At 38.5% G+C, this 25,660-nt stretch carries 31 protein-coding genes and 1 pseudogene; 21 read left to right on the top strand and 11 right to left on the bottom strand.

The window, feature by feature from the left end; all coding sequences use genetic code 11:
- Positions 1 to 165: 165 nt before the first annotated feature.
- From ACMX9J_RS06735 to qoxD, 5 genes are all read left to right on the top strand, one after another.
- Positions 166 to 744, top strand: coding sequence for a hypothetical protein (locus ACMX9J_RS06735; RefSeq protein ID WP_013057828.1), 579 nt, complete (start codon positions 166 to 168; stop codon positions 742 to 744).
- 567 nt (positions 745 to 1,311) lie between these two features.
- Positions 1,312 to 2,265 (top strand): cytochrome aa3 quinol oxidase subunit II, encoded by a 954-nt coding sequence (gene qoxA, locus ACMX9J_RS06730; RefSeq protein WP_013057827.1) that lies wholly within the window; start codon positions 1,312 to 1,314, stop codon positions 2,263 to 2,265.
- A gap of 46 nt (positions 2,266 to 2,311) precedes the next feature.
- Positions 2,312 to 4,255 (top strand): cytochrome aa3 quinol oxidase subunit I, encoded by a 1,944-nt coding sequence (gene qoxB, locus ACMX9J_RS06725; protein ID WP_013083896.1) that lies wholly within the window; start codon positions 2,312 to 2,314, stop codon positions 4,253 to 4,255.
- Complete coding sequence (qoxC, locus tag ACMX9J_RS06720) at positions 4,255 to 4,863, top strand: cytochrome aa3 quinol oxidase subunit III (protein WP_013057825.1); 609 nt, start codon at positions 4,255 to 4,257, stop codon at positions 4,861 to 4,863. The genes qoxB and qoxC overlap by 1 nt, the downstream gene beginning before the upstream one ends.
- 3 nt (positions 4,864 to 4,866) lie before the next feature.
- On the top strand, positions 4,867 to 5,175 hold the full coding sequence (qoxD, locus tag ACMX9J_RS06715; RefSeq protein WP_013057824.1) for a cytochrome aa3 quinol oxidase subunit IV: 309 nt from the start codon (positions 4,867 to 4,869) through the stop codon (positions 5,173 to 5,175).
- Positions 5,176 to 5,204: 29 nt separating this feature from the next.
- Here qoxD and ACMX9J_RS06710 read toward each other — a convergent pair whose 3' ends face one another.
- Both ACMX9J_RS06710 and ACMX9J_RS06705 read right to left on the bottom strand, forming a co-directional pair.
- Positions 5,205 to 5,543: a hypothetical protein gene (locus ACMX9J_RS06710; RefSeq protein ID WP_034270308.1), complete on the bottom strand. Its 339-nt coding sequence runs from the start codon at positions 5,541 to 5,543 to the stop codon at positions 5,205 to 5,207.
- Between the two features lies 1 nt (position 5,544).
- Positions 5,545 to 6,324 carry an undecaprenyl-diphosphate phosphatase gene (locus ACMX9J_RS06705; protein WP_047750508.1) on the bottom strand — a complete coding sequence of 260 codons (780 nt, stop codon included), beginning with the start codon at positions 6,322 to 6,324 and terminating at the stop codon, positions 5,545 to 5,547.
- Between the two features lie 181 nt (positions 6,325 to 6,505).
- Between ACMX9J_RS06705 and ACMX9J_RS06700 the strand changes: the two genes are divergently transcribed.
- The 3 genes from ACMX9J_RS06700 to ACMX9J_RS06690 all read left to right on the top strand — a co-directional run bounded on the left by ACMX9J_RS06700 (position 6,506) and on the right by ACMX9J_RS06690 (position 8,524).
- Positions 6,506 to 6,919: a hypothetical protein gene (locus tag ACMX9J_RS06700; protein ID WP_033580565.1), complete on the top strand. Its 414-nt coding sequence runs from the start codon at positions 6,506 to 6,508 to the stop codon at positions 6,917 to 6,919.
- A gap of 101 nt (positions 6,920 to 7,020) precedes the next feature.
- The gene (locus ACMX9J_RS06695) at positions 7,021 to 7,563 is read left to right on the top strand and encodes a GNAT family N-acetyltransferase (RefSeq protein WP_034270305.1); all 543 of its coding nucleotides are present in this window, start codon (positions 7,021 to 7,023) and stop codon (positions 7,561 to 7,563) included.
- 133 nt (positions 7,564 to 7,696) lie between these two features.
- Positions 7,697 to 8,524, top strand: a complete 828-nt coding sequence (locus tag ACMX9J_RS06690; RefSeq protein ID WP_416225548.1) for an LCP family protein — start codon at positions 7,697 to 7,699, stop codon at positions 8,522 to 8,524.
- A 34-nt stretch (positions 8,525 to 8,558) separates the two neighbouring features.
- On the opposite strand, the gene ACMX9J_RS06685 is transcribed toward ACMX9J_RS06690, so the two are convergent.
- Positions 8,559 to 8,822: a hypothetical protein gene (locus ACMX9J_RS06685; RefSeq protein WP_013057818.1), complete on the bottom strand. Its 264-nt coding sequence runs from the start codon at positions 8,820 to 8,822 to the stop codon at positions 8,559 to 8,561.
- Positions 8,823 to 9,235: 413 nt separating this feature from the next.
- Between ACMX9J_RS06685 and hutI the strand changes: the two genes are divergently transcribed.
- Complete coding sequence (gene hutI, locus ACMX9J_RS06680; protein WP_311264699.1) at positions 9,236 to 10,513, top strand: imidazolonepropionase; 1,278 nt, start codon at positions 9,236 to 9,238, stop codon at positions 10,511 to 10,513.
- A gap of 75 nt (positions 10,514 to 10,588) precedes the next feature.
- Positions 10,589 to 10,963: a hypothetical protein gene (locus ACMX9J_RS06675; RefSeq protein ID WP_028414419.1), complete on the top strand. Its 375-nt coding sequence runs from the start codon at positions 10,589 to 10,591 to the stop codon at positions 10,961 to 10,963.
- Positions 10,964 to 11,010: 47 nt separating this feature from the next.
- Here ACMX9J_RS06675 and ACMX9J_RS06670 read toward each other — a convergent pair whose 3' ends face one another.
- A complete protein-coding gene (locus ACMX9J_RS06670) occupies positions 11,011 to 11,304 on the bottom strand; it encodes a DUF3817 domain-containing protein (RefSeq protein ID WP_013083888.1) in 294 nt (97 codons plus the stop codon).
- Positions 11,305 to 11,564: 260 nt separating this feature from the next.
- Between ACMX9J_RS06670 and ACMX9J_RS06665 the strand changes: the two genes are divergently transcribed.
- From ACMX9J_RS06665 to ACMX9J_RS06650, 4 genes are all read left to right on the top strand, one after another.
- On the top strand, positions 11,565 to 12,140 hold the full coding sequence (locus tag ACMX9J_RS06665; protein WP_028414418.1) for a TetR/AcrR family transcriptional regulator: 576 nt from the start codon (positions 11,565 to 11,567) through the stop codon (positions 12,138 to 12,140).
- A 33-nt stretch (positions 12,141 to 12,173) separates the two neighbouring features.
- Entirely contained in the window at positions 12,174 to 12,623 is a 450-nt protein-coding gene (locus tag ACMX9J_RS06660; protein WP_034270292.1) for a DUF6188 family protein, read from the top strand.
- 122 nt (positions 12,624 to 12,745) lie between these two features.
- Complete coding sequence (locus ACMX9J_RS06655) at positions 12,746 to 15,784, top strand: efflux RND transporter permease subunit (RefSeq protein ID WP_028414416.1); 3,039 nt, start codon at positions 12,746 to 12,748, stop codon at positions 15,782 to 15,784.
- Between the two features lie 245 nt (positions 15,785 to 16,029).
- Complete coding sequence (locus tag ACMX9J_RS06650) at positions 16,030 to 16,752, top strand: GDSL-type esterase/lipase family protein (protein ID WP_416225547.1); 723 nt, start codon at positions 16,030 to 16,032, stop codon at positions 16,750 to 16,752.
- A gap of 28 nt (positions 16,753 to 16,780) precedes the next feature.
- Here ACMX9J_RS06650 and ACMX9J_RS06645 read toward each other — a convergent pair.
- Positions 16,781 to 17,821: pseudogene (locus ACMX9J_RS06645) on the bottom strand (alkene reductase); the annotation flags it as partial.
- A 173-nt stretch (positions 17,822 to 17,994) separates the two neighbouring features.
- A complete protein-coding gene (locus tag ACMX9J_RS06640) occupies positions 17,995 to 18,114 on the bottom strand; it encodes a DUF4023 domain-containing protein (RefSeq protein WP_080754499.1) in 120 nt (39 codons plus the stop codon).
- Positions 18,115 to 18,320: 206 nt separating this feature from the next.
- On the opposite strand from ACMX9J_RS06640, the gene ACMX9J_RS06635 reads away from it, so the two are divergent.
- Entirely contained in the window at positions 18,321 to 18,638 is a 318-nt protein-coding gene (locus ACMX9J_RS06635; protein ID WP_028414413.1) for a hypothetical protein, read from the top strand.
- Between the two features lie 21 nt (positions 18,639 to 18,659).
- Here ACMX9J_RS06635 and ACMX9J_RS06630 read toward each other — a convergent pair whose 3' ends face one another.
- The gene (locus ACMX9J_RS06630) at positions 18,660 to 18,938 is read right to left on the bottom strand and encodes an RNA polymerase sigma factor (protein WP_028414412.1); all 279 of its coding nucleotides are present in this window, start codon (positions 18,936 to 18,938) and stop codon (positions 18,660 to 18,662) included.
- An 80-nt stretch (positions 18,939 to 19,018) separates the two neighbouring features.
- Here ACMX9J_RS06630 and ACMX9J_RS06625 point away from each other — a divergent pair, with 80 nt between their 5' ends.
- Positions 19,019 to 19,150 carry a hypothetical protein gene (locus ACMX9J_RS06625; protein WP_255287201.1) on the top strand — a complete coding sequence of 44 codons (132 nt, stop codon included), beginning with the start codon at positions 19,019 to 19,021 and terminating at the stop codon, positions 19,148 to 19,150.
- Positions 19,151 to 19,263: 113 nt separating this feature from the next.
- On the opposite strand, the gene ACMX9J_RS06620 is transcribed toward ACMX9J_RS06625, so the two are convergent.
- Positions 19,264 to 20,451 carry a macrolide family glycosyltransferase gene (locus ACMX9J_RS06620; protein WP_049165460.1) on the bottom strand — a complete coding sequence of 396 codons (1,188 nt, stop codon included), beginning with the start codon at positions 20,449 to 20,451 and terminating at the stop codon, positions 19,264 to 19,266.
- A gap of 219 nt (positions 20,452 to 20,670) precedes the next feature.
- Between ACMX9J_RS06620 and ACMX9J_RS06615 the strand changes: the two genes are divergently transcribed.
- Positions 20,671 to 21,387, top strand: a complete 717-nt coding sequence (locus tag ACMX9J_RS06615; RefSeq protein WP_416225546.1) for a lysostaphin resistance A-like protein — start codon at positions 20,671 to 20,673, stop codon at positions 21,385 to 21,387.
- 149 nt (positions 21,388 to 21,536) lie between these two features.
- On the opposite strand, the gene ACMX9J_RS06610 is transcribed toward ACMX9J_RS06615, so the two are convergent.
- On the bottom strand, positions 21,537 to 22,646 hold the full coding sequence (locus ACMX9J_RS06610) for a GerAB/ArcD/ProY family transporter (protein WP_028414409.1): 1,110 nt from the start codon (positions 22,644 to 22,646) through the stop codon (positions 21,537 to 21,539).
- A gap of 15 nt (positions 22,647 to 22,661) precedes the next feature.
- Positions 22,662 to 22,895, bottom strand: a complete 234-nt coding sequence (locus tag ACMX9J_RS06605; RefSeq protein ID WP_028414408.1) for a hypothetical protein — start codon at positions 22,893 to 22,895, stop codon at positions 22,662 to 22,664.
- 222 nt (positions 22,896 to 23,117) lie between these two features.
- Between ACMX9J_RS06605 and ACMX9J_RS06600 the strand changes: the two genes are divergently transcribed.
- From ACMX9J_RS06600 to ACMX9J_RS06585, 4 genes are all read left to right on the top strand, one after another.
- Positions 23,118 to 23,390, top strand: a complete 273-nt coding sequence (locus ACMX9J_RS06600) for a hypothetical protein (protein WP_047750517.1) — start codon at positions 23,118 to 23,120, stop codon at positions 23,388 to 23,390.
- Positions 23,391 to 23,474: 84 nt separating this feature from the next.
- The gene (locus ACMX9J_RS06595; protein WP_014459359.1) at positions 23,475 to 23,666 is read left to right on the top strand and encodes a hypothetical protein; all 192 of its coding nucleotides are present in this window, start codon (positions 23,475 to 23,477) and stop codon (positions 23,664 to 23,666) included.
- A 42-nt stretch (positions 23,667 to 23,708) separates the two neighbouring features.
- Entirely contained in the window at positions 23,709 to 24,080 is a 372-nt protein-coding gene (locus tag ACMX9J_RS06590) for a hypothetical protein (protein ID WP_013083874.1), read from the top strand.
- 44 nt (positions 24,081 to 24,124) lie between these two features.
- A complete protein-coding gene (locus ACMX9J_RS06585; protein ID WP_047750518.1) occupies positions 24,125 to 24,658 on the top strand; it encodes a GNAT family N-acetyltransferase in 534 nt (177 codons plus the stop codon).
- Positions 24,659 to 24,786: 128 nt separating this feature from the next.
- Here the strand turns inward: ACMX9J_RS06585 and ACMX9J_RS06580 are convergent, their stop codons facing one another.
- Positions 24,787 to 25,536, bottom strand: coding sequence for a MerR family transcriptional regulator (locus tag ACMX9J_RS06580; RefSeq protein WP_047750519.1), 750 nt, complete (start codon positions 25,534 to 25,536; stop codon positions 24,787 to 24,789).
- Positions 25,537 to 25,660 lie beyond the last annotated feature (124 nt).

Raw genomic sequence — 25,660 nt, 5'->3', positions numbered from 1 at the left:
ACAGCTACTGAGTCTTTTAGCGTATTTTTATGACAAAAGGTTTGAAAAATCCCTTTTGTGGTAAAAAAAAACGTAGTTCTCCTAGTGCATAGACAGAGGTTTAATAGGAAGTTATAATTTAGGCAATTACATAAAAGGGGAGTAAGCTAAGGAAGGTGAATAGATGTGCGAAAGATAAAGCGGTTGCTATTTCTGTTCATTTGTATAGCGGTTGTAATTGTTGCGTATGAGATGATTCGATATCCGATTGAAAACAATGCTGCAAGTGTGCAGCAGCATTTGCGAAATTGGGAGCATAAAGAAAGTATTGATGGTTCTGCAAGGATTACGCTGCAAGATTTTAAACGGGTTGATCACTCTAATACATACATAGCCTTATTCTCCATACCTGGTGATAAAGAAGGAATGGCCGTATTGAAGCAAGGATGGAACAAACGCCTGCGTATTGAAGTCAGTACCAAAATGAGCAATTTAGTGGATTATGATGATATCCATACAAATAAAGGTACATATGCGCTGTTTACAGGAACAAATAGAAGTAAACAAATTGAGCGCGTAAAGGCGGCTTTGGTGCACGATACATATACAATTGATGCCGCGGTTCCAAAAAGTGATTATTTTGTGCTGTATGAAAAAATACCGAGTCATATTAAACATCCGTTTCCAGCAACGACAACGCTGCTAGATAAAGCAGGGGATGATATCACGGTTAAAGAATTTATGGATCAAGAGCTGCGTGAATAACACGCGGCTTTTTTCTATAATAAAAAGCTTTTTAAAAAAAATTCACGTTTTGTTCATATTTTCGAAAGAAAGAATTTTAAGCAAAAAAATCAAATATTTGCTACAAAACAAAGGGGAATTAACGGGCAAAATAAGTTTCATACAGGGCGTCACATTTTCTTTGAAAATTTGTCACAAAATATTCAATTATGTCGATGTGTATTGATATATCAATGTTGCAGCAAACATGCAAAGCTAATTTTGCAGTTATTCCTAAAGAAATAGTTAAGAAATGGGAGCTGAATCCTTTTATTTACATTTATTCATACCAAATTATGTGATAGAATATCGCAAGGTTGAAGCACTCTAACCCCATTGGTACAGTCACTATATTAGAATATTTTTAATATAAAAAAATAAAGCAAAAGGGACGAAAAAAATGTCATTTTGTATTACAATAGTAGTGGCCTACAAATAAGGGGGAAGAGAGTCTGTATAAAAATGTCGTTATCTAGCGAAAGATAGCGCATTTTGAATGTTCATCAATATAGGCTTCGCATCATGTGTTGTTAGAAAGGAGAGTTTTAAGTGAAACCAAAAAAAGGATTTTGGAAGCTAGTAGGTTTACTATCTGCGCTTTCACTAGTATTTTTGAGCGGTTGTTCAAAACTTGCTGTATTGAACCCGCAAGGTCCTGTTGCAAAAACGCAATCTGATTTAATCATTTGGTCTATGTGGATGATGTTGATCGTGGTTGTTGTCGTATTTGCTATTTTTATATTTGTTCTTGTCAAATATCGTGAAAAACCTGAAAACATGGACTATGAGCCACCTGAGCAAGAAGGTAACTTAAAGATGGAGGTTATTTGGACAGCATTCCCAATCATCATCTTAATTCTATTAGCAGTGCCAACTGTTAAAGCGATCTACTCTGCAGAAGAAGTACCGGCAGAATCAAAGGATAAAGATCCAATCGTGATTCACGTTACATCTGCAAACTGGAAATGGATTTTCAGTTATCCGGAACAAAATATCGAGACGGTTAACTACGTAAACATTCCAGCAGATACGCCAGTGAAATTTGAGTTAACGGCTCAAGGACCTATGAACTCATTCTGGGTACCAGAACTTGGCGGACAAAAATATTCGATGAACAATATGTCAATGCCATTATACTTAGAAGCTGATAAGCCTGGTTCTTATATGGGACGTAGTGCTAACTTCTCGGGTGAACATTTCACTCAAATGCAGTTCGAAGTTCAAGCTCAAACGGACAAAGACTTCAAAGAGTGGGTTAGTGACGTAAAAGGTACAGCTGGTAAATTGACTGAAAAGAAATATGATCAAATCCTAAGCCCAGGCGTTGTTGGTCGTCAAACTTACAACGGTACACATTTAAAATGGATTGACCATGCAAAAGATGTATACATTCCTGGCAAAGAGCTAGAACGCGGTACAGGACATGATCACAGCAAGATGAAAGAAGACGAAAAAACGAGTAATGAAGAAATGGAAAACATGGATCACTCAAATCATGAATAACATTCATTTATTACACTAAATAACGTAATGATTGGGGGAAGACATAATGAAGCTAGATGAATTTTTCGTCACTGGCGAACCTATGATTTACGCTGCTGACGCAGCAATCGCTATGACGGTCATCGGTATCGTTTTTGTCTTAACATATTTCAAGAAATGGAAATGGTTATGGACAGAATGGTTAACAACAGTTGACCATAAAAGACTCGGTGTCATGTACATCCTTTCAGCTGTATTAATGCTTTTCCGCGGCGGAATTGATGGAATCATGATGCGTATGCAGCTTGCATTCCCGGGTATGAACATTTTAGATGAACATCACTACAACGGAGTCTTCACGGCTCACGGTGTTATCATGATCTTATTCATGGCAATGCCATTTATTATCGGACTAATGAACGTAATCGTTCCATTACAAATTGGTGCGCGTGACGTAGCATATCCGTTCTTAAACGCAATCAGTTTCTGGACATTCTTTATGGGAGCAATGCTATTTAACCTTTCTTTCGTAATCGGAGGAGCTCCTGATGCAGGTTGGACAAGTTACTTCCCGCTTGCAGGTAAAGAATTCAGTGAGGGTATCGGAAATAACTTCTATGCCGTTTCACTACAGATTGCTGGTGCTGGTACATTAATGACTGGTATCAACTTCTTTGTAACAATTTTAAAAATGCGTGCCCCTGGCATGACAATGATGAAAATGCCAATGTTTACTTGGTCAATCTTCATCACATCAATTATTATCATTTTCGCGTTCCCTGTATTAACAGTAGCGCTTGCACTTATGACACTTGACCGTGTATTCGGAACAGCCTTCTTTACAATGGCTAACGGCGGTCTTCCAATGATGTGGGCTAACTTATTCTGGATTTGGGGTCACCCTGAAGTATATATCGTTATTTTACCGGTATTCGGTGTCTTCTCAGAAGTTATCAGTACACATTCTCGTAAGAACTTATTCGGTTATAAAGCAATGGTAGTATCAATGGTCGGTATCGCATTCTTAAGTTACCTTGTATGGGTGCATCACTTCTTTACAATGGGTAACTCACCGTCAGTTAACTCGTTCTTCTCAATCACAACGATGTTAATTGCCGTACCAACCGGAGTTAAAATCTTTAACTGGCTCTTTACAATGTATAAAGGCCGTATCAAATTTACGACTGCGATGCTTTGGTCATTAGCGTTTATTCCAAACTTCGTAATCGGTGGGGTAACAGGGGTTATGCTTGCGATGGCATCAGCCGATTATCAATATCATAACAGTTACTTCCTAATCGCTCACTTCCACTATGTATTAATCTCTGGTACAGTGTTTGGCTGTTTCGCAGGTTTATACTTCTGGTATCCGAAAATTTTCGGTCACACGTTGAACGAAAAATTAGGAAAAATTTCATTCTGGATTTTTGTTGTTGGATTTAACGTATGTTTCTTCCCACAATTCTTCCTAGGTTTAGACGGTATGACTCGTCGTATGCAAACTTATGCAGACAACCTTGGCTGGAACGGATTAAACTTAGTTTCAACAATCGGTGCATTCTTAATGGGTCTTGGCTTCTTCGTATTAGTAGTTAACTTATTATACAGTGCATGGAAAAACAAACGCGACACTGCAAACGATCCTTGGGATGGTCGTACACTTGAGTGGTGGACTAAATCACCAGTTCAAGCTTACAACTTTGCAGTAATTCCTCATGTGAAAGAAATGGATGCATTCTGGCACATGAAAAAACGTAATGAAACAGAAATTAAAGCAGAAGACTTAAAACCAATTCACTTACCAAGCAACTCTGGTGTGCCGTTTATCTCAGGTATTTTCTGGTTTATCGGTGGATTTGGCTTAGTATTTGAATGGATTCCAATGGCAATCGTTGGATTAGCAGGTATTTTTGCTTGTATGCTTGCTCGTTCATTTGATTATGATCCGGGCTTCTATGTAAAAGTAGATGAAATCAAGAAGGTTGAAGGAATTACAGGGGGTGACAAATAATGGCAGGACATTTAGATAAATCATTGCCGTTAGAATACCAAGAAGAACAAAGTCGCCTGAATATCCTTGGATTCTGGATTTTCTTAGGTGCCGAGATCGCGTTGTTCTCTACGCTGTTCGTAACGTACTTAACGTACCATACACGTACAGCGGGTGGCCCTACTGCAGAAGAACTGTTCGTTGTTAAAGATTTTATGATCGAAACGCTGTTACTACTATTCAGTAGTTTCACGATGGGAATTGCCATCTTTAAAATGCGTAATAATGATTTAAAAGGACTTTTAGTTTGGTTTGTTATTACACTTGTTCTTGGTGGAGGATTCCTTTTCTACGAAATTCGTGAGTTTTACATGTACGCAGTTCACGAAGGTGCAACAATGCAAACAAGTGCCTTCTTATCAGGGTTCTTTACACTACTTGGAACGCACGGTCTTCACGTAACAGTCGGTGTATTCTGGGCAATCAGTATTATTATTCAATTAGTAAGACGAGGATTAACACCAGTTACTGCTCGTAAAGTATTTATTATCGGTTTATACTGGCATTTCCTTGATGTTGTATGGATCTTCATCTTCACGCTTGTATACTTGAACGGATTGGTGGGATAAGACATGGAAAATAAACAAGGCCAAAAAGCAGGTTTTCCGCTTAGTCATGTATTTGGGCTTATCCTTTCACTAGCCTTAACATTCGCAGCGCTTGGTTTAGTAGTGCTAGCTGATCTATCAAGAAGCATTACGATGACTCTTATCATGATCCTAGCGTTATTACAAGCAGCAATGCAGCTAGTAATGTTCATGCACATGACTGAAAGTGAAAATGGTAAAGTACAGGTTGCAAATATTCTTTACAGTTTCTTTATTGCACTTTGTATCGTTGTTGGTACACTGTGGATTCTTGCAGCTCACTTTAACCATTAAAAATAAAACCACTTACTTCGGTAAGTGGTTTATTTTTTTTCATTCAGTTTATATTTCAACGTTTGATATTCTCCCGTAGCTACTTTTTTTACTACTTTTCCTTTATCATCTCTATAAACATTTACTTGTTCGTATACTTCAATTCGGTATCCGCCTCTTTTTTCTGTTTTAACATGAACTTCTTTGACCGACATATTTAATTGTTCCGCAGCGTCTTCATCAGCAGAGGTTTCAACAGCTCCTCCATCAAGTGAAAGGTGAGCTAAGCTGTCAAACGACTGCTGGGAATTGTTATCAACGTAGCTTGTCACGACTAAAATGCCGGCAAAAAACAATACTAAAAAAAGCGTCCGGACTTTTATCTTCATCTTAAAACACCCCCGTAAACTGACAAACAAGCACGACTGCACCTAATATCCAAACGTAAATCGCAAACGTTTTTAACGAATGATGCTTTAAATAATTGATCATCCATTTTACGGCTACATAACCAAATAAAGCAGATGAAAGGGTAGCGACGAATAAAAAGAAAACGGAAAGCTGCTCGACTTCACCTGTGACTACATCTTTTAACTGAAGTAACACTGCTCCGCAAATGGCCGGAGTCGACAATAAAAAGGAAAAATAAGCGGCTGTTTCACGGTCTAATTTTCGCATTAACGCAGCTACCATCGTTAAGCCTGACCTGGATACAGCAGGGAATATCGCAACTGCTTGAAACGAGCCGATAAAAAAAGCATCTCCGTATGAAATATGATCCATTTTTTTATAGCCATTTTTTACGGAATCACCAAACCATAACAGCAGTCCCGTCGCAAGAAATTCCCAGCCGATCGTTAGGCCTGATTTAGAAATGCTGTCAAAATAGTCTTTGAACAAAAGACCAATCGCAACTGCAGGGATCGTTCCTATCACTAAAAGCCCTGTAAGCTTGCTAAAGGGATGCCGAATAATATGCCATAGCTCACGCTTATAAAAGACAAACACAGCAAGCAGAGTGCCCATGTGCAGCATCGTATCTAAATACAATCCCGCATCGTCTAAGCCAAATAAGTGGCGCCCTAAATACAAATGCCCCGTGCTGCTTATCGGTAAAAACTCTGTAAGCCCCTGAATGATTCCCAAAATAAATGCTTCAAACCACGACATCTTATCACCTCATACAGCGTGTCCTTATTAGTAGTGTATAGAGGAAGTTCTGAGAACATGACAAAAACATGGAAGTATAGGCATTCATTTAGTGAAATAAATACGTAAAAATAGGTCATAGTATAAGAAGAGACGACCATTCTTATCTCCATCTCATCCACTATGGAAAGAGGTGCTTAAAATGATACGAAAATGGGTTGCTGTATGCGTCGTATTCGCTGCTTTTATTTTTCCGCAAGCAGTAAGTGCTGAACAGCCAAAAGTAGAGGTGTTTCAAATTGAAACGGGCAGAGTCGTTCGTTCAACGCCCAAACCTCCAAATGTTCAAAAAGAAGCCGAAAAAAGTATTGCGTCCATTACTGGTTTATATAAAAAGGCAAGTCCGCTTCCTAAAAAAGGCTATCTTGTTAAAGTACCTCTTGATCCAGCCGTGAAAATTGAAAATAGTGCGGTCAACACGCTGGCAAGTGAAGTTATTTTTGTTCTTGAACCGAACCAAAAACCAATCATGATGGTATTTGACAATGAAAATAGAACCTATTTTTTTGAATTTACTCATGATTTAACTCTTCTCAGAAAAGCATTACAGCTATAAGTCATCGAAATGATGGCTTTTTTTTACATAGATAGTTGACAGTTTATTATGATAAATGTAATATATTTAGAAAAGTCAGAAATAATAAGGGGGAGAATTATGTGATAGCTCTACGACCGTTCTCCAAAAAAGACTTTAAACAGCTAATGGATTGGATTCCCTCCGAGTCATTTATGGTGCAATGGAGCGGCTCTAGCTTTTCTTTTCCGCTTACTCCTAGACAGTTAAAACACTATATTCGATATGCAAATGAAGATGGTGCCTCTACCTATGCTTTTTCTGTCATAGATGACAATGAACAGCTTATTGGGCATATTTCCCTGGCTCATATTGATTATTATCATAAAACAGGAAGAATTGGCCGAGTGCTGCTTGGTGAAAAGTATAGAGGAAAAGGGTTTTGCTCGCACATGTTTGAAAAAGTGTTAGCTTTCGGTTTTGAAGAACTGGGCCTTCACCGAATTTCGCTCGGCGTCTTTGATTTTAACGAGCGGGCGATTCAGTCTTATGAACGAATTGGCTTTACACGCGAAGGCCTTCTTCGAGATGTCCGGCTTGTAGATGGACAGTACTGGAGCTTAATTGAAATGAGTATGCTAGAAAGTGAATGGGCACAGCGTGATGTGCATCAAAAATCAAGCTAACATCTACTAGTGAAAAGCCAGCTTCCCAACAAGCGGGCTTTTTTGACGTGTGCTTAAATTTCCTCAAGAAGGTATAAATTTTCATTCATTAAGGCATATAGAGAGTAAGTGATGTGTAAAGGAGGCCGTATGAATGAAAAAATACAAAGTAGGCATCTTAGTGGCATGTATGTTGCTTTTAGGAACCGCTGGGTTGGGAATTGTCTATCATCATCAAACATCTGCTAAAGAGCAGCCTCATTCGTTTAATGTACTCGTTATGGGCGTAGATGAAAGGCCAGGCGATACGGGCCGCTCAGATGTATTAATGGTGGTCAATTTAGATAAAAGCCATAATAAAGCAAAGGTTATGCCGATCCCTAGAGATACGCGCGTGCACATTGATGGAAAAGGGACGGATGAGAAAATTAACCATGCTTATCGATACGGAGGCATTCCTTTAACCGTGCGCACGGTTGAGAATTTTTTAAATATTGACGTTGACTACTATGTGAAAGTAAATATGGAGGGGTTCAAAGATGTAGTCGATGAACTTGGCGGCGTGAACGTGAATAACCCGTTTCCTTTTGTCTTTGATTCATTTATCTTTCCTGAAGGAGAAAATGCGTTGAACGGTGAAAAAGCTCTTGCCTATGTACGGATGAGACATGAAGACCCAAAAGGTGATTTAGGAAGAAACAATCGCCAGCGTCAAGTGGTGGAAGCTCTATTAGATAAAGGAATGAACATGTCAACGGTGAAAAATATCCCAAGTCTTCTCACGCTCGCAAAAAAGCATATCCAAACGAATATTGATGTCAGCGATGCATTTACGATGTATAACGTCATTAAGAATGGACGGCCTGATTTCGAAACGGTAACGGTAAAAGGAGAAGGACAAATGGTAGATGGTACATGGTATTATGTTGTAAAACCATCTGAAAAAAAGCAGCTGAGCGCTATGTTTCAACAAACCCATTAATAAAAAAGAGGGCTGAATTTTTTCAGCCCTCTTTTTATTCACCAATTTCTTCTTGACGCTGCAAGCAAGAAATTTGTTTTTTCTCTGGATGGACACCAAATGTATAGCCCCACGTTTGCAATTTATCTAGAATGATTTCGTCTTTTTTAAAGCCAAAGATCATCACTACATCTTGGTTTTCATCTAAAAGCAAATACTTTTCATCTTTGCGCCACATCGTTAAGTTTGACGCATAGAAAAGATTCCAGCCGTTATTCATGCGATGGCCGGTTGCTTGGTTTTTATAGTTGACAATCATATTTCTTCCTCCATTAGTGAATCTTTCTAAAAGTAAAACTTCAAAGAATATTATAAACGTTCTCTTCCTAGAAATCTATTATTTATCCTATTGAGGGGACCTCGCCGTGATGTTTATAAAATACATGTGATAAAAGATTTAGTATATAAGGATATATCTGTATAAAACAAGAGTCAATAAGTAAGAAAACGGAGAAAAAAAGGGTCTAAAAGCGTATATAATTGAAAAAAATATAAGTTATCTAGCTTTAAAGACTTAAAAACACGCTTTTCAGACCATGGACATGCTTTTTCGAATTTCTACCTACAAGAAAGAAGGAAGAGGTGCGAAATGTGTAGGTGAATCTAAATGAGTTTACGGTAAACATGGAGCCCCAAAACGTGGTACACGCTAGAAAAGGGGGAAATTCAACGATGTCCAAAAAAGCGCTATGGATTAAAAATGCTTCGCAAGTTGTAACGGCCAAAGAAAATAAAGGTCCTTTAGCTGGAAAAGAAATGAGAAACTTGACGGTGATTGAAAATGGCTCAGTCTGGATAGAAGGAGATCAAATTGTGACCGTAGGTACAACAAAAGAGCTAGAACAAAAATATGAAAGGGAAAGAAATGATGCAACGATTATTGATGCTTCTCACAAAATTGTAACTCCGGGTCTGATTGATCCTCATACACACGCTGTGTACGCTGGCTCTCGTGAAGAAGAATTTTATAGGCGGTTTGAAAGACCAACTTCTTACTTGGATTTATTAGAAGAAGGTGGAGGTATTCACTCCACTGTCGTTCAAACACAGGAAGAGTATGCGTATCGAATTTATCAGCAGAGCTATGAGCGTCTTACGTCTTTTCTAGCTCACGGAGTCACGACTGTAGAAGTCAAAAGCGGGTACGGCTTAGAACTAGAAACAGAACTGAAGCAGCTGCAAATCGCTAAAATGCTGAATGATACACACGCAGTTGATGTCATAAGCACCTTCTTAGGAGCACACGTCGTACCTTTAGCATATAAAAGAGATACGCAGAAATACGTCAATTTACTTATTCACGAAATGATTCCTCAAATTTCTTCTTATAAGCTCGCAGCATTTAATGATGCTGTATGTCTTCCAAATGCTTTTTCATTCCAACAATGTCAAGAAATACTCGAAGCCGGGAAAAGCCATGGCATGCTTCCTAAAATACATGCCGACCCCTTTGAATACTGCAGAGGAGCAGAGCTCGCAGCAGAGGTAGGAGCGATATCAGCAGATTATCTTTTGTATGCTTCTGATGAAGGGTTAAAGAAACTGGCTGAAAAACGGATCGTAGCCACACTTTTACCGGGGAATTCCTTATTTGTTGGAATGAAATGGCCAGATGCTAGAAAAATGATCGATTTAGGCGTTCCGGTTACTCTTTCTACAGACTGCAATCCAGGTTCATCTCCAACGACTTCACAGCAATTTGTGATGAATCTGGCATGTATGAATATGAACATGAGTCCTGAAGAAGTGCTTGTAGCCACAACTATTAACGCAGCTCATGCTATTAATCAAGGAGATAAGATTGGGAGTATTGAAGCCGGAAAACAAGCTGACTTAGCGATTTTTAATGTCTCTAGTTATCGAACCCTTCAATATCAGTATGGCTTGAATCATATTGATAGCGTAGTGAAAAAAGGAGAAGTAGTTGTAGAAAACGGTAAAGTTTTGTAAAACAAGTTTATAGAAAAAGAGAAAAGGGTAAAGAATAGAGAATTTGTCACACATGCAAAGGCAGGGAATTTAGATATGATTACAAAACAAAATGTTATTCCATTACTAAAAGAAGCTTGCCCATCTTTTGAGCCAAGCGAAGAAATCAACTTCAACGATAAAGAAGAGCTGCAGCATGAATTAAGCCGAGTAGCGGGTCATTTGATCTCTCTTGAATATAACGGCCAGCTCGAACGTGAACCGGACGTGTTTGAAGCGATTGAACAGCTGTATATAGAAGGTGAATCTGATGTGAAAGAAGCTGTTACAACGGGACTCTTTCAAGCAATGCATGAAATGATTATAGATCAGCAAATTAGTCCAGAAGAAATTGGAATGCTATTAAAACCTCACTCACTGAAGTGGTGGAAAACGATTGACCACTTTAGCGAAAATAGTGCGGAACAGTAAGGAAAAAGAACGTCATGGAAACATGATGTCCGTGACGTTCTTTTCTTTTACTGTTCTTTTTTCAGCTGGCGCTCTAAAATAAAAGGACCAAACGGAATAACCGACATAAGAAATGCAAATAAAGAGCGGCCGATTGACCATTTATGAGCGAATTTTACATGAACGACTGCAAGAGCATACAGCACAAAAAGTGCACCGTGTGCTGCGCCTACAACTGATACAGCTTCGGGTATGCCTGCTGCATATTTTAGCGGCATAGCAATGCCCAGCAGCAGTAAAAATGAAATTCCTTCTAAAATTCCTACTAAGCGCAGGCGACCGATTGGTGATGTAAGAACCATGTTTTCTCCTCCCGTAACGACGGAATAATTTTCTGTATCGATGACAAAAATGTACCATAGCAAGCTCTTCATATACAAGCATCATTTGTATCTGTCACAAAAAAGTCGAAAACGCTTTAATTTGTGCTATAGAAGTATTTTGTTTGAAAAACTGACATACTCTTGTGATGCAATGTATAAAGAAGCACACTACGTGTTGACAAGTTATTTTAATTATTTTATATGTATAGTATCGAAAACGTATGAGAGGATTTTTTACCATGACAAACCGAAAACAGCAGCGGGAGAAAATTTTAGATGCTGCTTTTGAAGTGTTCGGATCCAAAGGTTACTATGAAGCAAAAATGATTGATATTGCTAAACTAGCGGGTGTATCTAAAGGAACGCTTTACTTGTACTTTTCGTCTAAAGAGTCGCTTTATATCGCTGTTAATAATCGTTCGTTTGATGAGTTTTTGTATCATGCAAAGCGAAGAACAGATAAATGCCAAACGTTTCACGAAAAGCTCTATTCAGTTGCGAAACATCACCTGCTCTTTTTTTACGAAACTAAAAAATATCCGGACTCTTTTTGGCAAGCCCCTCACCAAATGCCAGAAATGATGGGTCGTCTTCATCAATTTTTTGAGGATTATCACGGGCTTGTTGCTAAATTGATTGAAGAGCAAAAAATAAAAAACGCTTTTTTACACTCAAAAGCGTTTTGCAGCATGTTAAATGGGTATAGGATGGATATCGTTTCCGATGATGATATAACAGAAGAAGATATCATGAACTATGCGGAGTTCATTGTGAACTTATACATTGAAGGCTGCTATTTTGAGACCCAAAAATGACTCGTCGGTACTGGTTGATAATGGAGGGATATGATGAGTAACAGCAGCACAGTAATTAATTTTTCATATTTTCAAGAACAAACCGTTACCAAGGTAAACACAGACAACACCCTGCCGTTTTCTCTTGGATTTAGTAAAGGCGGACTTGTGGCAGAATGTCCATGGAGACTAAAAAACAAACGCAGCATCTTGCTTGGTCAAGCAGACTGGAAATCGCTACATTCCGCCGAGCAGCGTCAGCAAGTCGAAGCGCTGCTGCTTGGCCAGCGCATTCTCTCTATACAGTGGTATGAAGATATCGGTATACTTCGAATTGCGTTTTCTAATGGGTATGCGCTAGATATGTTTCATGACAGCTCGTTTTTTGAAGGCTGGGATTTATATGGTCAAGACGGCTTTTCCTTTATCTCGCTTCCAGGGGGAGCGTGCGACCATCAAATTTCAGTTTGTATAGACAGTTCATCAGCACATGAAAGGAGGTGAGTTTTTTTTACGAAAAACTGACCCATGGGTACTCTAAAATTGTTTAAAAAAATAAAACGGGTCTGCAGCTATTAAAGGATGAAGGCTTCTCAAATAACTTAGTTACGTAACGGAGGAAAAAGATGAATTTTTTGACGAGATTTAGTTTAAAAAATGCGGTAGCTGTGTTTATCGTTTCATTTTTACTTATTTTAGCGGGGCTATATTCATTTTCAAAACTAAAAATTGATTTACTGCCGAATATCGAATTTCCGCAGCTGTCCATTGAAGCAACGTATCCTGGGGCTTCTCCTGATGACGTAAATGAAAGTGTCACGTCGAAAATCGAAGACCAAGTAAAAGGAATTGAAGGCGTTAAAAGCGTACAAAGCGTATCATATGAAAACGTCGGTATTATTAATTTAGAATTCCCGTTTAATACGGATTTAGATAAAGTTGAACAGCAAATTAACTCGTCGATAAAAGAATTAGATTTGCCAGAGTCATCAAATGTAGACGTAAACCGTTTTTCATTTGGTTCCTTCCCGATTTTCAACATTTCACTGTTTGCAAAAGATGATGCAAATCTTGAAAAAGTATTAAACGATGAAGTGATTCCTGAATTGAATAAAATTCAAGGTATTAACTCCGTCTCAGTTGGCGGTGTGAAAGAGGACCTTTTACAAATTACGGTCGATAAAGAAAAAGCAGCTCAAGCTGGTTTAACGCTTGATGGGATGAAAGAACAAATTAATCAAAAAGCCGTTTCCTTCCCAGCAGGAACATTAAACGGAAAAGAGCTCCAAATTCCAGTGCGAGTAGAAGAAAAAGTTGCCACGATCGATGCATTAAAGAAAATCCAGCTGAAATCCACGATGAACCCTGAAGCACAGCCTGTGAAACTTGGCGATATTGCCAAAGTCGAAGCCGTAACAGAACAAGGCGAATATACACGCTATGACGGCAAAGATGCGCTGTCGATGGCCATCACAAAAAAGCAAGACGCTAATACGGTTGAAGTGGCCAACGAAACGATGAAGATTTTGAAAAAATATGACGATCAGTTAGACTACGCAATTGGTTTTGACTCAGCTGACGGCATTGAAAAGTCTGTTGAAACATTAGTACGCGAAGGATTGCTCGGGGCATTATTTGCGTCACTCGCCGTGCTGATTTTCTTGCGTAACTTCCGTGCGACAATCATTGCGATTATATCGATTCCATTATCGCTGTTAGTATCAGCTATTTTCTTAAACCAGCTTGATATTTCGCTTAATATTATGACACTAGGTGGAATGGCTGTAGCCGTTGGGCGCGTAGTGGATGACAGTATTGTTGTGATTGAGAACATTTTCAGACGCGTTCGCCGTTCAGAAGAAGGCATGAGCAATGAGCTTGTCGAGTCGTCAACAAAAGAGATTTTAAAAGCGATTACCTCGTCTACGATTACAACGGTTGTCGTATTCTTGCCAATCGGCTTTGTAGGAGGAATTACAGGAGAGTTCTTCTTGCCGTTTGCTTTGACAGTTGTTTTTTCACTGTTAGCATCTCTTCTTGTAGCGATTACAATCGTGCCGATTCTCGCAAAGTTTGCATTTAAAAAAGTACCGCCTGAAGAAAAAGAAGGAAAGCTGCAGCGCGGGTATGCAAAAGCGATTGCATGGTCGCTTAATCATAAAATCAAAATTTTGATTTTATCCTTTATTTTACTGTTTGGATCATTTGCGCTTGTTCCTTCACTGGGCTTTACGTTTATTCCAAATGAAGAACAAAAAATGCTTCAAGCCAACGTTCAATTACCGGCATCTACGTCCCTTGAAAAAACAAACGATGTATCCTTAAAAATTGAAAAGATGTTTGCGGACCAAAACGAAATTTCAGACGTGACAACGGAAGTTGGATCACGCGACTTTTCAACAGGTGTAAAACGTCCGAACCAAGTTGGCTATTTCTTGAATGTAAAAGAAGGCGTGAATGTCGATACGTTTATTGATAAAGTTCAAAAGAAAATGGAAAGCATCACGAAAGAAGAATCACCGAAAGCAACAGTTAATGTGCAAGAAGCATCAACAGGAGGGCCGCCTACAAATAATAACGTGACGGTTGATTTATATTCTTCTAATTTAGATGACTTGCAAAAGGCAGCTAAGCAAGTGGAAAACCACTTAAACAAAGACAAACGTCTTAAATATGTAACAAATAACTTCTCAGATAAGCAAAAGCAGCTTGTAGTAGAAGTAGATCCTGATAAAGCCGCAGAGTATGGGGTATCTGGATTTCAGCTGCTTGGTACAATCTCTGATCAAACCAAACCGGTATCGGTTGGAGACTTAAAATTGGATAATACAAAACGAGCGGTTCAGCTTTCGTACGATAAAGACCTTGCCTCAGTAAAAGAAATTAAAGACCTGCAAGTGTTTACAGAGAGAGGGCCTGTGTTAGTAAAAGATATCGCTGACGTTCGTACAATTGATACGTTCACTTCTATTCAAAAACTCGACGGTAAAGTATTTGCACGAGTAGAAGCAGACATCAAAGGCGATGATGTTCAAGCTGTGACCAAAGATGTTGTAGATGGAGTGAAAAAGCTAGACTTGCCGAAAGATGTGAGCTTGGACGGAGGAGGCGGAAGCGACGAGACAGTAGAAGTCTTCCAATCTCTAGGTCTAGCCATTTTAACAGCAATCGGCCTTGTGTATTTAACAATGCTCGTTACGTTTGGAAAAGCGCGTATTCCATTTATCATTTTATCGTCACTCATTTTTGTGCCAATCGGTTCGTTAGTTGGTCTTGTCATTGCAAAAGAACCGCTGTCTGTCAGCGTCATGATTGGATTCTTAATGCTGATTGGAATCGTTACAACAAACGCGATTGTGCTTGTAGATCGAATTACCCAAAATCGCGAACAAAAAGGCATGACGATCCGTGAAGCTCTTATTGAAGCTGGGAAAACGCGCTTGCGTCCAATTTTAATGACGGCGTTTGCTACCATTGCTGCTTTAATCCCGCTGGCGCTTACTACGTCAAGCGGAACGCTGATTTCAAAAGGCTTAGCCATCACGGTAATTGGAGGACTTACGTCATCTACTCTTCTTACTTTAATTATTATTCCAGTTGTATACGAACTCTTCTTCGCAAGACAAGTAAAAAGAGAAAAACAGCTGGAAAAAGAAACGACATAAGAACTATTTTCTAATAGAGGAAAATATGACCATAGACTATATGTTATAATAAAAGTACGTTTTAACCCCTTATATTATAGAAAAAGAAGCGGCGCTTTCGAGCGCCGCTTCTTTTTTATGTAAAATCATTATTTACAAAAAATGATTAAATGTCTTGTATGGAGGGAAAGAGTGTTAACAGGAAGCTTTACTATATCATCGTAGAGTTATCTAAAAACCATACAAAGTACAGGAGTGTCGTTTTCGTGAGTTCAACAAAGAAAGTTGTATTTATCAGTTCCATTATTTTAAATGTCCTTTTCATAGGTGTTTTTGCTTTTTATGCAACAAGCAGCAGCGCGATGAAAAATCCGCTGTCATCTAAGGGTTCGTCTAAGCAAAGCTATAGAGACAATCCTTATTACATTGAACGGACTACTTTGTTCAAGCAATTAAGTATTCCTAAAGAGTCCATCGTATTTCTCGGTGATAGCATTACCCAGCGCTCTGAGTGGAGCGAACTTTTTCATAATAAGCAGATTGTCAATCGAGGTGTAGCCGATGATACAACTGAAGGGGTATTGCATCGTTTAAAAAGCATTACAGATGCTAAACCAAAAAAGATTTTCTTAATGATTGGCATTAACGATTTAAATGAGCAAAAATCTGTAAAAAAAACCAAAGCCAATTACGCTGAAATTCTTGAACGTATTCATAAAGAATCACCGAATACAAAAGTCTATATTCAAAGTGTACTGCCCGTGAACAATAAAAAATGCGGCGACGCAGTGGACAATAAAGATGTTATCGCATTAAACAACTATGTAGAGCGTCTAGCTAAGAAACATAGTGATTCTTATATTGACCTGTATTCGAAAGTATCTACACATAATCAGTTAAAAAGTAGTTTCACGGTGGATGGTCTTCATTTAAAAGGCCAAGGCTATGCTGTTTGGAAGCAAGAAGTTCAGTCATACGTAAACCAATAAAAAAAGCGCTCCGGAAGGAGCGCTTTTTTTAGATAAGCTCTGGTAAATGTTTTTTAGCATCGTATTCGACAAGAGCATCATCGTTTTTAATGCGGTGTAAATAATCAGGATTTGAAATTAGCGGGCGGCCAATAGCAGCTACGTCAATCCAGCCGGCTTGAAGCGCTTTTTCAGCTGATTCAGGCGTTAAATCACCCACGCCGATAATCGGTCCATCCCAGTACTTACGCGTGATTTCATAAAGGTTTTGGCCGTTTTGGACATCTTCGTAAAAATCAAGCATAGACGGGTGAATAATCTCAATGCCTGTTTCTTTAAAAGCTTCTGTATACGTTTGAATGGCTTTTTCGGTATCATCCCAGCGATAGTCTGGTTTATCAAGCTTATGAGGAGAGAAGCGAATCACAACTCGTTCTTTTCCGATAGCGTCAATAACAGCAGAAATCACTTCTTTCATAAACGTTAATCGCTGTGCAAGGTCGCCTCCGTATTCATCCGTGCGTTTGTTAGACCAGTCTGAATTAAATTGATCAATTAAATAGCCGTGAGCACCGTGAATTTCAACGCCGTCAAAGCTTGCTTCAATGGCATTTTTAGCTGCTTGAGCGTACTGTCCTACAACTTCTTTAATATCTTCTTTTGACATTTCTTCAGGCTCTTCGTACGGCTTGCGGAAACGAGGCACTTGACCTTGTGCTGCAATAGCAGAAGGGGCCTGAGGTTTATGCCCATTGATTAACCCGGAATGACTCAAGCGGCCAACGTGCCAAATTTGAGCGATAATCGTGCCGCCTTCTTCATGAACAGCTTCTGTTACAGGCTTCCATGAATCAATTTGTTCTTGTGTATAGATACCGGGAACGCCAGGATTTCCTTTTGCGCGTTCGCTGATAACAATTCCTTCACTAATAATTAAGCCAATACCATCCTTTGCGCGGCGGCGGTAGTAGTCTACAACGTCTTGACCGACTATGCCTGTCTCTGGATCAGCAAAGCATCGTGTCATCGGTGCCATTGCTGTACGAGTGTGTAAATCAAATGCTTCAATGTTTGTTGGTTGGAATAATTTTTCAAATTTACTCATTTTATATTCAGCTCCTTAAGAGGAAAGTATAGCTGCGAACGTTTTTGCAGCGGGTTCAGTTTATTGTAACAGGGGATTTGTTTTATCTTCAAACATTTCGACTTCCGAAAAATGATCACAAAAAAAGCCGGCTGTTTTGACAGCCAGCTTTTACGATATTAATGCTGTTTGTTAGGAAGTTTTTTCTCCGGGTGGCCAGTAGCTTGACCCTGCTTATTTTTACGCTGCTTTTCTTGATTGTCGTTCAGCTTTTGAACAAATTGATTTGTGTTTTCCATTATCCATACCTCCTTTATGAGCTTTCCCTGTTACTATAACCCATTGCATTCAAAAACATGACGCCAATCCGCTAAAAGCAGCTCCATATATACACCGGTATATAGAAATTAACAGGAAAATCGTGTATACTGTTGTAAAAATAACGTTAATGTTTCGTGAGTTTATAATTTCTTATTCATTCATGAACAAGAAAAGGTGTTACGCAATGAGTGATTTTTTTAGCGGGAAAGAAATGTCGTTTATTTTAATTTTGACATTCAGCGTGTACATATTTGTCTGGAATGTGCCCCTTCAGGCGACCAATGCCATGATGATTTACTTTATCCTGCTGTTTTTGTATACAGTCAGTAAGCTGCTTTTTTCTCCTCAGTTCCGACAATTTCCGCTTGTTAAGGTGCTATTGGCCATTTTATTTGTTCTTATGCTGGCTGAAATAATCGTTGCTTACAGCACTCATAGCATAAAGATTACAGATTTACATCATATTTTCGATTATTTCAGTCATATGGATTTGTATTCATAGTATGTACAGCAAAAAAATGATTTACGACGAAATCTTCTCTGAGTTCTGGCTGTGCTTTTTTATATTTTTTACACACTGCTTGCACAAGGAAAGAGAAAGAGTACGTTCTTTGACCAAAAGATCAGGGGAATGCCAAATTTCTTTGAATAGCTCTGTTAAGATGCTTTCGCAAGCATGTGGATCTTTTACTGCTGAATAGACAAGACGATACAAAAGCGTTTCATATCGATTGTAAAGCTGATGAAGTGCTTCTTTCTTTCGGTTTTTTATCTCTTGAATGAGTAAAAGATCATTGTTCATAAACGAGCCCCTTCGAAAATCAATTATAGTTCATTGTACCCTTGTTAAAATGAGCATAAACACCTAAAAAGGAGAGGCTTATGAGCTATGTAGTATCAAAAAACAAGGCAAAATACTCAACGAGATATCAAAGAAGAGAACTTGGGGAAGTGAGAGACAACCTGCACGCTTTGCTCGTTACGTATCCAAATGAGCTGATAAACTTATTGTAGCTGGATGTGCATTGATTTTCCTTACAGTCGTCAGTTTACTAATCATCGGCATATATACAGTTTGTACATGGCTGTTTTTATAAAGAAAAGGTGCACATCAGTGCACCTTTTCTTTATGAATGTTGCTTCACTACGTGATTGATAATTTGCTCGGCTGCTGCAGCCGGTCCAGATGCCTGCTGGAAACTTACGTTGATTTCTTTAATTCCTTTTTTATAGGAATCGTCGCGGACAACTTCGTCAACGGCACTTCTTAAAAGAGAGGCATTTACCGTTTCTTTTGCTAAGCGATAACCAGCGTTTAGTTCCACGAGCCTTTGAGCAACGATCGGCTGATCTTTGCCATGAGGTAAAACGACTAACGGTACGTTAAAATGAATAGCTTCGTTTACGCTGTTCATGCCTCCGTGCGTGATAAAAACGTCCGCTTCTTTTAACACGTCAAGCTGAGGAACATAGGGCAAAATAATAAAATGCTCTGGCGCTTTTTTAATTCTTTTAAAATCGGCCCGGTCTCCTGCTGCAATCACAACTTTTCCATCAAAATCGCTAAATGCGTCGATGCAAAGGTTGAAAAAGCCTTCTACGTCATGAAGTACCGTTCCCATTGAAATATAAAGAACTTTTTCGTCTTTCAGCTTTTCTAATGGAAAATCATGAGAGCGGTGACGCTTTGGAAAGCTTGGCCCAATAAATAAACACGAGTCATCAAAATGTTCATGAAGCGGCTGGAAAAAGCGGCTTGTGTACACGACCGTTAATTCGCCTTCATTGTTCATAAATTGAAGCAGATTTTTAGGCTCTATGCCAAACTGATTTTTAAGCAGGCTGAGCCCGTACTGAGCTTGTTCATCCGGCTGAAATGGAACGTCTGAATCAGGATGAAGAGGCATCATTGCTAAGCGGTCTTTCGGCATTAAAAAAGAAGCAGATGATACAATGCCAGGGATCCGCAAATAATCACGCACTAATTCGCCTGCTCCAAACTTGTCGTAAAACACAAAATCAAATTCAATTTTTTTTGATAATATATGAACAAGCTTCAGCGTATCTAAAGACGTTTGGATGTGGATGTTTAAAAAAGCGTTGATTCCTTGAGGAGTTTCAGGCTTGATGGATACACCGCTTAATAAGTCTGGGTGAATGTGTACGATAGCCCCGGCGTTTTCAAGGCGCTCTTTAAAACGCTCGGCCGTAATGTAATGAACTGTATCACCTCGGTCTGAAAAAGCTTTTACCATTCCAAGCGTTGGGTTTACGTGACCTTCAGCGGGAAAGTTGATCATTAAAATGTTTGCCATTTTTTCACTTCACTTTCGGTAAGATTTCTTCAAGCGTAATCAAATATAAGGAAGTTGACAACTAATTTGGTTAGCGCATTTATTTTTTGAAGCCCTGCCTTTGTGTATAAAATGTGAAAAAATATAACTTTTTTCCTAAAAAATAACATAATTAAACTGAGTTTATGATAGAATTTTGAGAGCACTAGAGAGAAAGAATCATTTTTGGAGGTTGCTATTTTGAGTACGTTATCAACAAATTCAGAACCGGTTTTAAAGCCTAAAAAGAAAAAAGAGTTTACTTACTTCACATTGCTTCTATTTATCGTGTTGGGCTTTGGACTGCAAATCATAGCCGGAATTGGAGTAGCTATTTACGATGAAGTTATGGGTTCAAATATGACAGGAATTTTATTAGAAGGCCCATATGCTCTGCTTGTAGACGCGGCATTTTTTCTAGGGGTTGCGGTGCTTTATAGACCTGTGCGCAGATTTTTAAAACCTATGTGGAACGTCTCGGTATTAAAAGAAGGGAAAACGTATGTATATATTGTGGTAGGCTTTTTAATTGTAGCCGCGGTGCAGTACGTGATGCTTTCATTTTTAAACGTAGAAAGCGCAGATCAGCAGCAAAAAGATTTAAATCAAGGCAGTTTTAATCAAACGCAGCTTTCAAGCTGGATATTTTTTATAAGTGTAGCAGTTATCACGCCTATTAAAGAAGAGCTGCTTTATAGAGGTGTTTTATGTGGTTTCTTAAACAAACGCCATCACGTGCTTGTGGGCATTTTCGTTTCCGCTCTTGTATTCGGTCTTTTACATATTGGCTTTCCGATTACAGCTACCGTCATGGGACTTGTTTTCGCCATTATTTATTATCGAACAAAATCTATTTTCCCATCTATGATTTTACATATGCTGTGGAATGGATTAGTGAGTATAACCGTGTTCTTTTAAAAGAGGGTAAAACAAAGTAGTTTCGTTGAGGGAAAATCCGAACAATTCATCGTTCGGATTTTTTTATTGGTAGGATGAATCTAAGTTTCATGCATGTAGCTTCCTTCTAGCTGTTGATTGGATGGATTTCGTTATGTCTCAATTTCTTTTTATTTCGATAAAGACGCCGAATGCTTTACGCGAATTTTCCCAACTATTAATAACCCAAGAGGGTAAAATAGTCCAAATAACAGACTGTACGGAATCCACGTATCTCTGTCCCACGTTTGTTCATAGGGAATGCTTGGATACACGATAAGTGAAAATGTAACGGCAATAATGCCTAGCGGAAGAGTTAAAATTCGGTAGTTTTTTAATTCAAGAATTTGAGCGAGTCCGGAAACGGTCGCATAATAGTAGAGAGACGTTTTGAAATAAAGAGATAAAAACCACATAATGGCCATGATTACTTCAATATTTTTCAGAAAATCGGCAACTTCGATACGCCTTGCAAGCTCATAGCTTGGATATAAAGCGATACGTGTATACGTATTTCCAAGTACAAGAATGCCAAGTAATAAAATAATAATCATAATGCCTCCGCCGATTAAGCTTCCTGTAAAAAAAGCGCGGTTTCGCTGATCAGGTTCCCCTACGTGAGCAGGGAAAACGGTCAGCAATACAATAAAAGTGAGAGACGTAATACTTGTAAAGACCAGAATAGATCTAATAATAGGCTTAACGCCTACCTCTAACAAAGGCTGCAAATTCTCATAATGAATTTGAGGGAAGATCGAAAAAACTAAGATTAAAAACGGAATAACAAACCAAGGAAAGAGAATTTCAGCACAGCGGGCAATCGTTTCAATGCCAAGACGAACGCCGACAATCACAATTCCCATAAACAAAATATGAACAGCAAGCATAGGCGTTTGAATAATAATGCGAGTTGTTAGAAATGAGCCCACGTAAAACAAAACTTGACTGCAAAAAAGAAGAGTAGAAGCGACAAATAAAAGAGAGACAAACTTTCCTAGCCACTTGCCTAAAATGGCTTCGTTTAGTTCTACAAGGGTTTTATTCGGATAAAGGCTAGAAAGTTTGATATACATCCATACAAGAAAAACGCCTACACCTACGCCTAAAATGGCTGGAATCCATGCCTCTTGTTTAGAATCAGCCGTTAAGCTTCCAGGTACGACTAAAATAGTGTCGCCTAAACTATAAAAAATCACGAGTATTCGAAACTGTGCTGCGGATAATTTTATCTGACTATGCACGTTGTTCACTTCCTTTTACTTCAACAGACTGAACAAAAAATCACTAAAAGGTTTTAATAAAAAAGCAATGCCGTCTCCAGGGTTAGGGATTTCCACACCGCCATATTTTAAACTAACAATTAAAATACTTACTGTGAACAAACTCCAAAAAATTCGCTTTTCTCTTTGACTGTTCACTTTTTTTAAATAAGGTATTTCTACTAAACAAACAGCTGCACAAAGTAAAAAAATCCCTAAAAATATAAGCATGTATCAACCTCAATTAGTAACCCTTCAAAAATAATGAAGGGATGTTAAAGACGCCTGTGTTTCAAAAATAGTATCACCCAAAATGGCTTCATTTATGAAAAGTAAGACTAAAGGCAGTGCAAAACCGTGTTATAATGACCAAGTTGAGCGTTATAATAGAGAAAAAACAGCATGATTACAAACAAGTAGATACATAACAAGGTAAGGATGGGAGAGAGATAGATGGCAGACGAATTCAAAAAAATACTAGATGACAAAGAAAAGGTACAGCTTATGATCGCCGCCGTTGTCATGCTCGGAGGCCTGGTCGTTTTGTTAAAAAGCGTTGCAACGGGTCAGGCAATGGGCCAAAAATGGCTAGAAAGTAAAGGGAATGTAGACACAGATCTGTATGTTGAAACGGTAAAAAGCTACATACACCTGTATCAAATTGTGGGTGGCGTGATGTTTGGAGGAGGCCTTCTCACGTTACTTCGTGCTAAGCTAAAGAAATAAAGCGGCAGCAAAATAAAAGATCATAGTCCAAAAGAAGTGTCATATCTTTTTAATAACTTAAAAAATAGTGAAAAGGAGTTATGTATGAATAATGAAGAAAATACACCGGCTTATCATCTGTTTATGATGATAGGAGCGCTTGCTATGCTGATTTTTGGTGTTGTCGGTTTCTTTATTCAGTATCCTGCTACGTTAAGTTTTGTGATGTGCATTGGCGGAAGCATCATATTTTTGCTGCATTTATTTGAATATATGAAACCTAAAAATGAACTATAGCATCTTCAAACGAGGAAATCTAGAAGCAAAGGAAGATGAGAAATGCAGAAACATCGTACGTACGAAACGCTAGTTGATCTTTATCAAAAAAGCGCAAAAATTCATTATGAAATCGATTATCGAGATAAAAAATCTGTAAAAAAAGGAAACCGAGCTGCAGAAGATATGAAAAAAATTGCGCAGCTCATTCATTTATACTATCCAGGCATGCTCTTTGAATTTTCAACACTGCTGACGAATCCTACTTATCGAATTGACCTATGGGCTGCACATCATATTTTAGAAATTATGAGCTATTCACCAATGCTTGAGGACAACGCGCTTTCCGTCATTGAACGCTACGCCGACGAAAATGATTTTACGGCTTTAGGGAATCGCATGTGGTTAGGTCAGTGGAGAGAAAAACAGCGCTAAAACCCATATAGGCAAACAAGAATAACTAAAAGGAAGATAGAGATATGAGTTTACGTACATTAAAGAATGGTATAGGCGTCACCATTCGAGAAGCAGAATCAAAAGACGCAGAGAAAATGATTGCTTTTTACAATCGAGTGGGAGGAGAAAGTGATTTTCTTTCATTTGGAGAAGGGGAGTTTCTTAGACCAGTTTCAGAGTATGAAGTGTTTTTAGCTTCTGTAAAACAAGAGCAAAACTCTCTTATAGTCGTGACTGAAAAAGAAGAAGAAATCATTAGTATTGCATCCATCACCTCGTCTCAAAACCCGCGTAATAAGCATATGGGTACCCTTGGTATCGTGGTAGAGAATGCTTATAGCGGGCTAGGGCTAGGAAGACAGCTAATGATTGAGCTGATTGAATGGGCACGTATGAATAAACAAACAAAAAAAATCGAACTTGTGACGCGAGAAGATAATCAAAGAGCTATTTCTTTATACAAACAGCTAGGGTTTCAAACAGAAGGATTAAAAGAAAAAGACACCTATATAAATGGCGTCTACTATAATACAATGCTTATGGGTCTTCACTTATAAAAAGAGGCTGAGACAAAAGTATGTTAAGTGAATGAAAATCCGAACGATGAATCGTTCGGATTTTTTCATTGTGGTGATGAACGTAGGCTTCATATAATTGATGTAGTTATATCTCAATCTCTTTTGATTTATTGTTTTTTAGCATCAGCAAATGTACTCATCGCCTCGTTCATGAATTTCGCTAATCCTTTTCCGTAGCGATCGATGTTGGCTGTAAACCGCTCATCTTGTACATACATCTCTCCAAGACCTTTAAAGGCTTCTAACGAATACGTTCCAAAGTTCTCATTTAAAAATTGATACCATTGCTCAATGGCTTTTTGAGCTTCTGTAGAGGATGGTGACAGATCACGCAGAGAAGCTAAGTGAGTGTAGATACTTTCCCATTCGTTTGACATGCGCTGCTGTTCTTCATGTGAAAAGCTTTGTACTTTTTCATTCGCTTCATCTACTCGCTGATTTCCCCAGCGCTTCCGGGCTTCTTCTTCGTATGGGTTATGCGAAAAATCCAGCCCTTTAAACCGCTCTTTTTCGTTCATTTCAATCGCTCCTTTTTCATATTGAATCGTTTTATTAATGGTTGCAATCATTTGATCGAGCCGACTGCGTTTTTCAATCAGCATGTTTTTTTGCAGTATTAACGCTTCTGTGCGATTAAATGTTGGGTCTGTTATAATCTCGTGAATTTGTTTTAAAGGGAAGCCAAGTTCTTTAAAAAATAATATTTGCTGAAGCATATCAAGATTGGCTGGTGAATAAAGCCGGTAGCCGGATTCACTGACAGCATCAGGTTTTAATAGCCCGATTTCATCATAGTGATGCAGCGTGCGGACGCTGATTCCTACTAAGTCAGCCACTTCTTTTACTTTTCTGTTCATTCTTTCATCTCCCTTCTGAAATCTACTATAAAATATAACGCAGCGTAAGGGTCAATACTAAAAAAGAAATAATTGACTTTTAGTTTATATGCATTTATATTTAATTAGCATTAACTATTTATAA

Origin of the sequence: Priestia sp. RMT2NF4 (assembly GCF_047872835.1) — a bacterium.
GTDB classification, from domain to species: domain Bacteria; phylum Bacillota; class Bacilli; order Bacillales; family Bacillaceae_H; genus Priestia; species Priestia zanthoxyli.
Note: the sequence above shows the minus strand (reverse complement) of the source record. Positions and strands in the feature narration are given on the sequence as shown.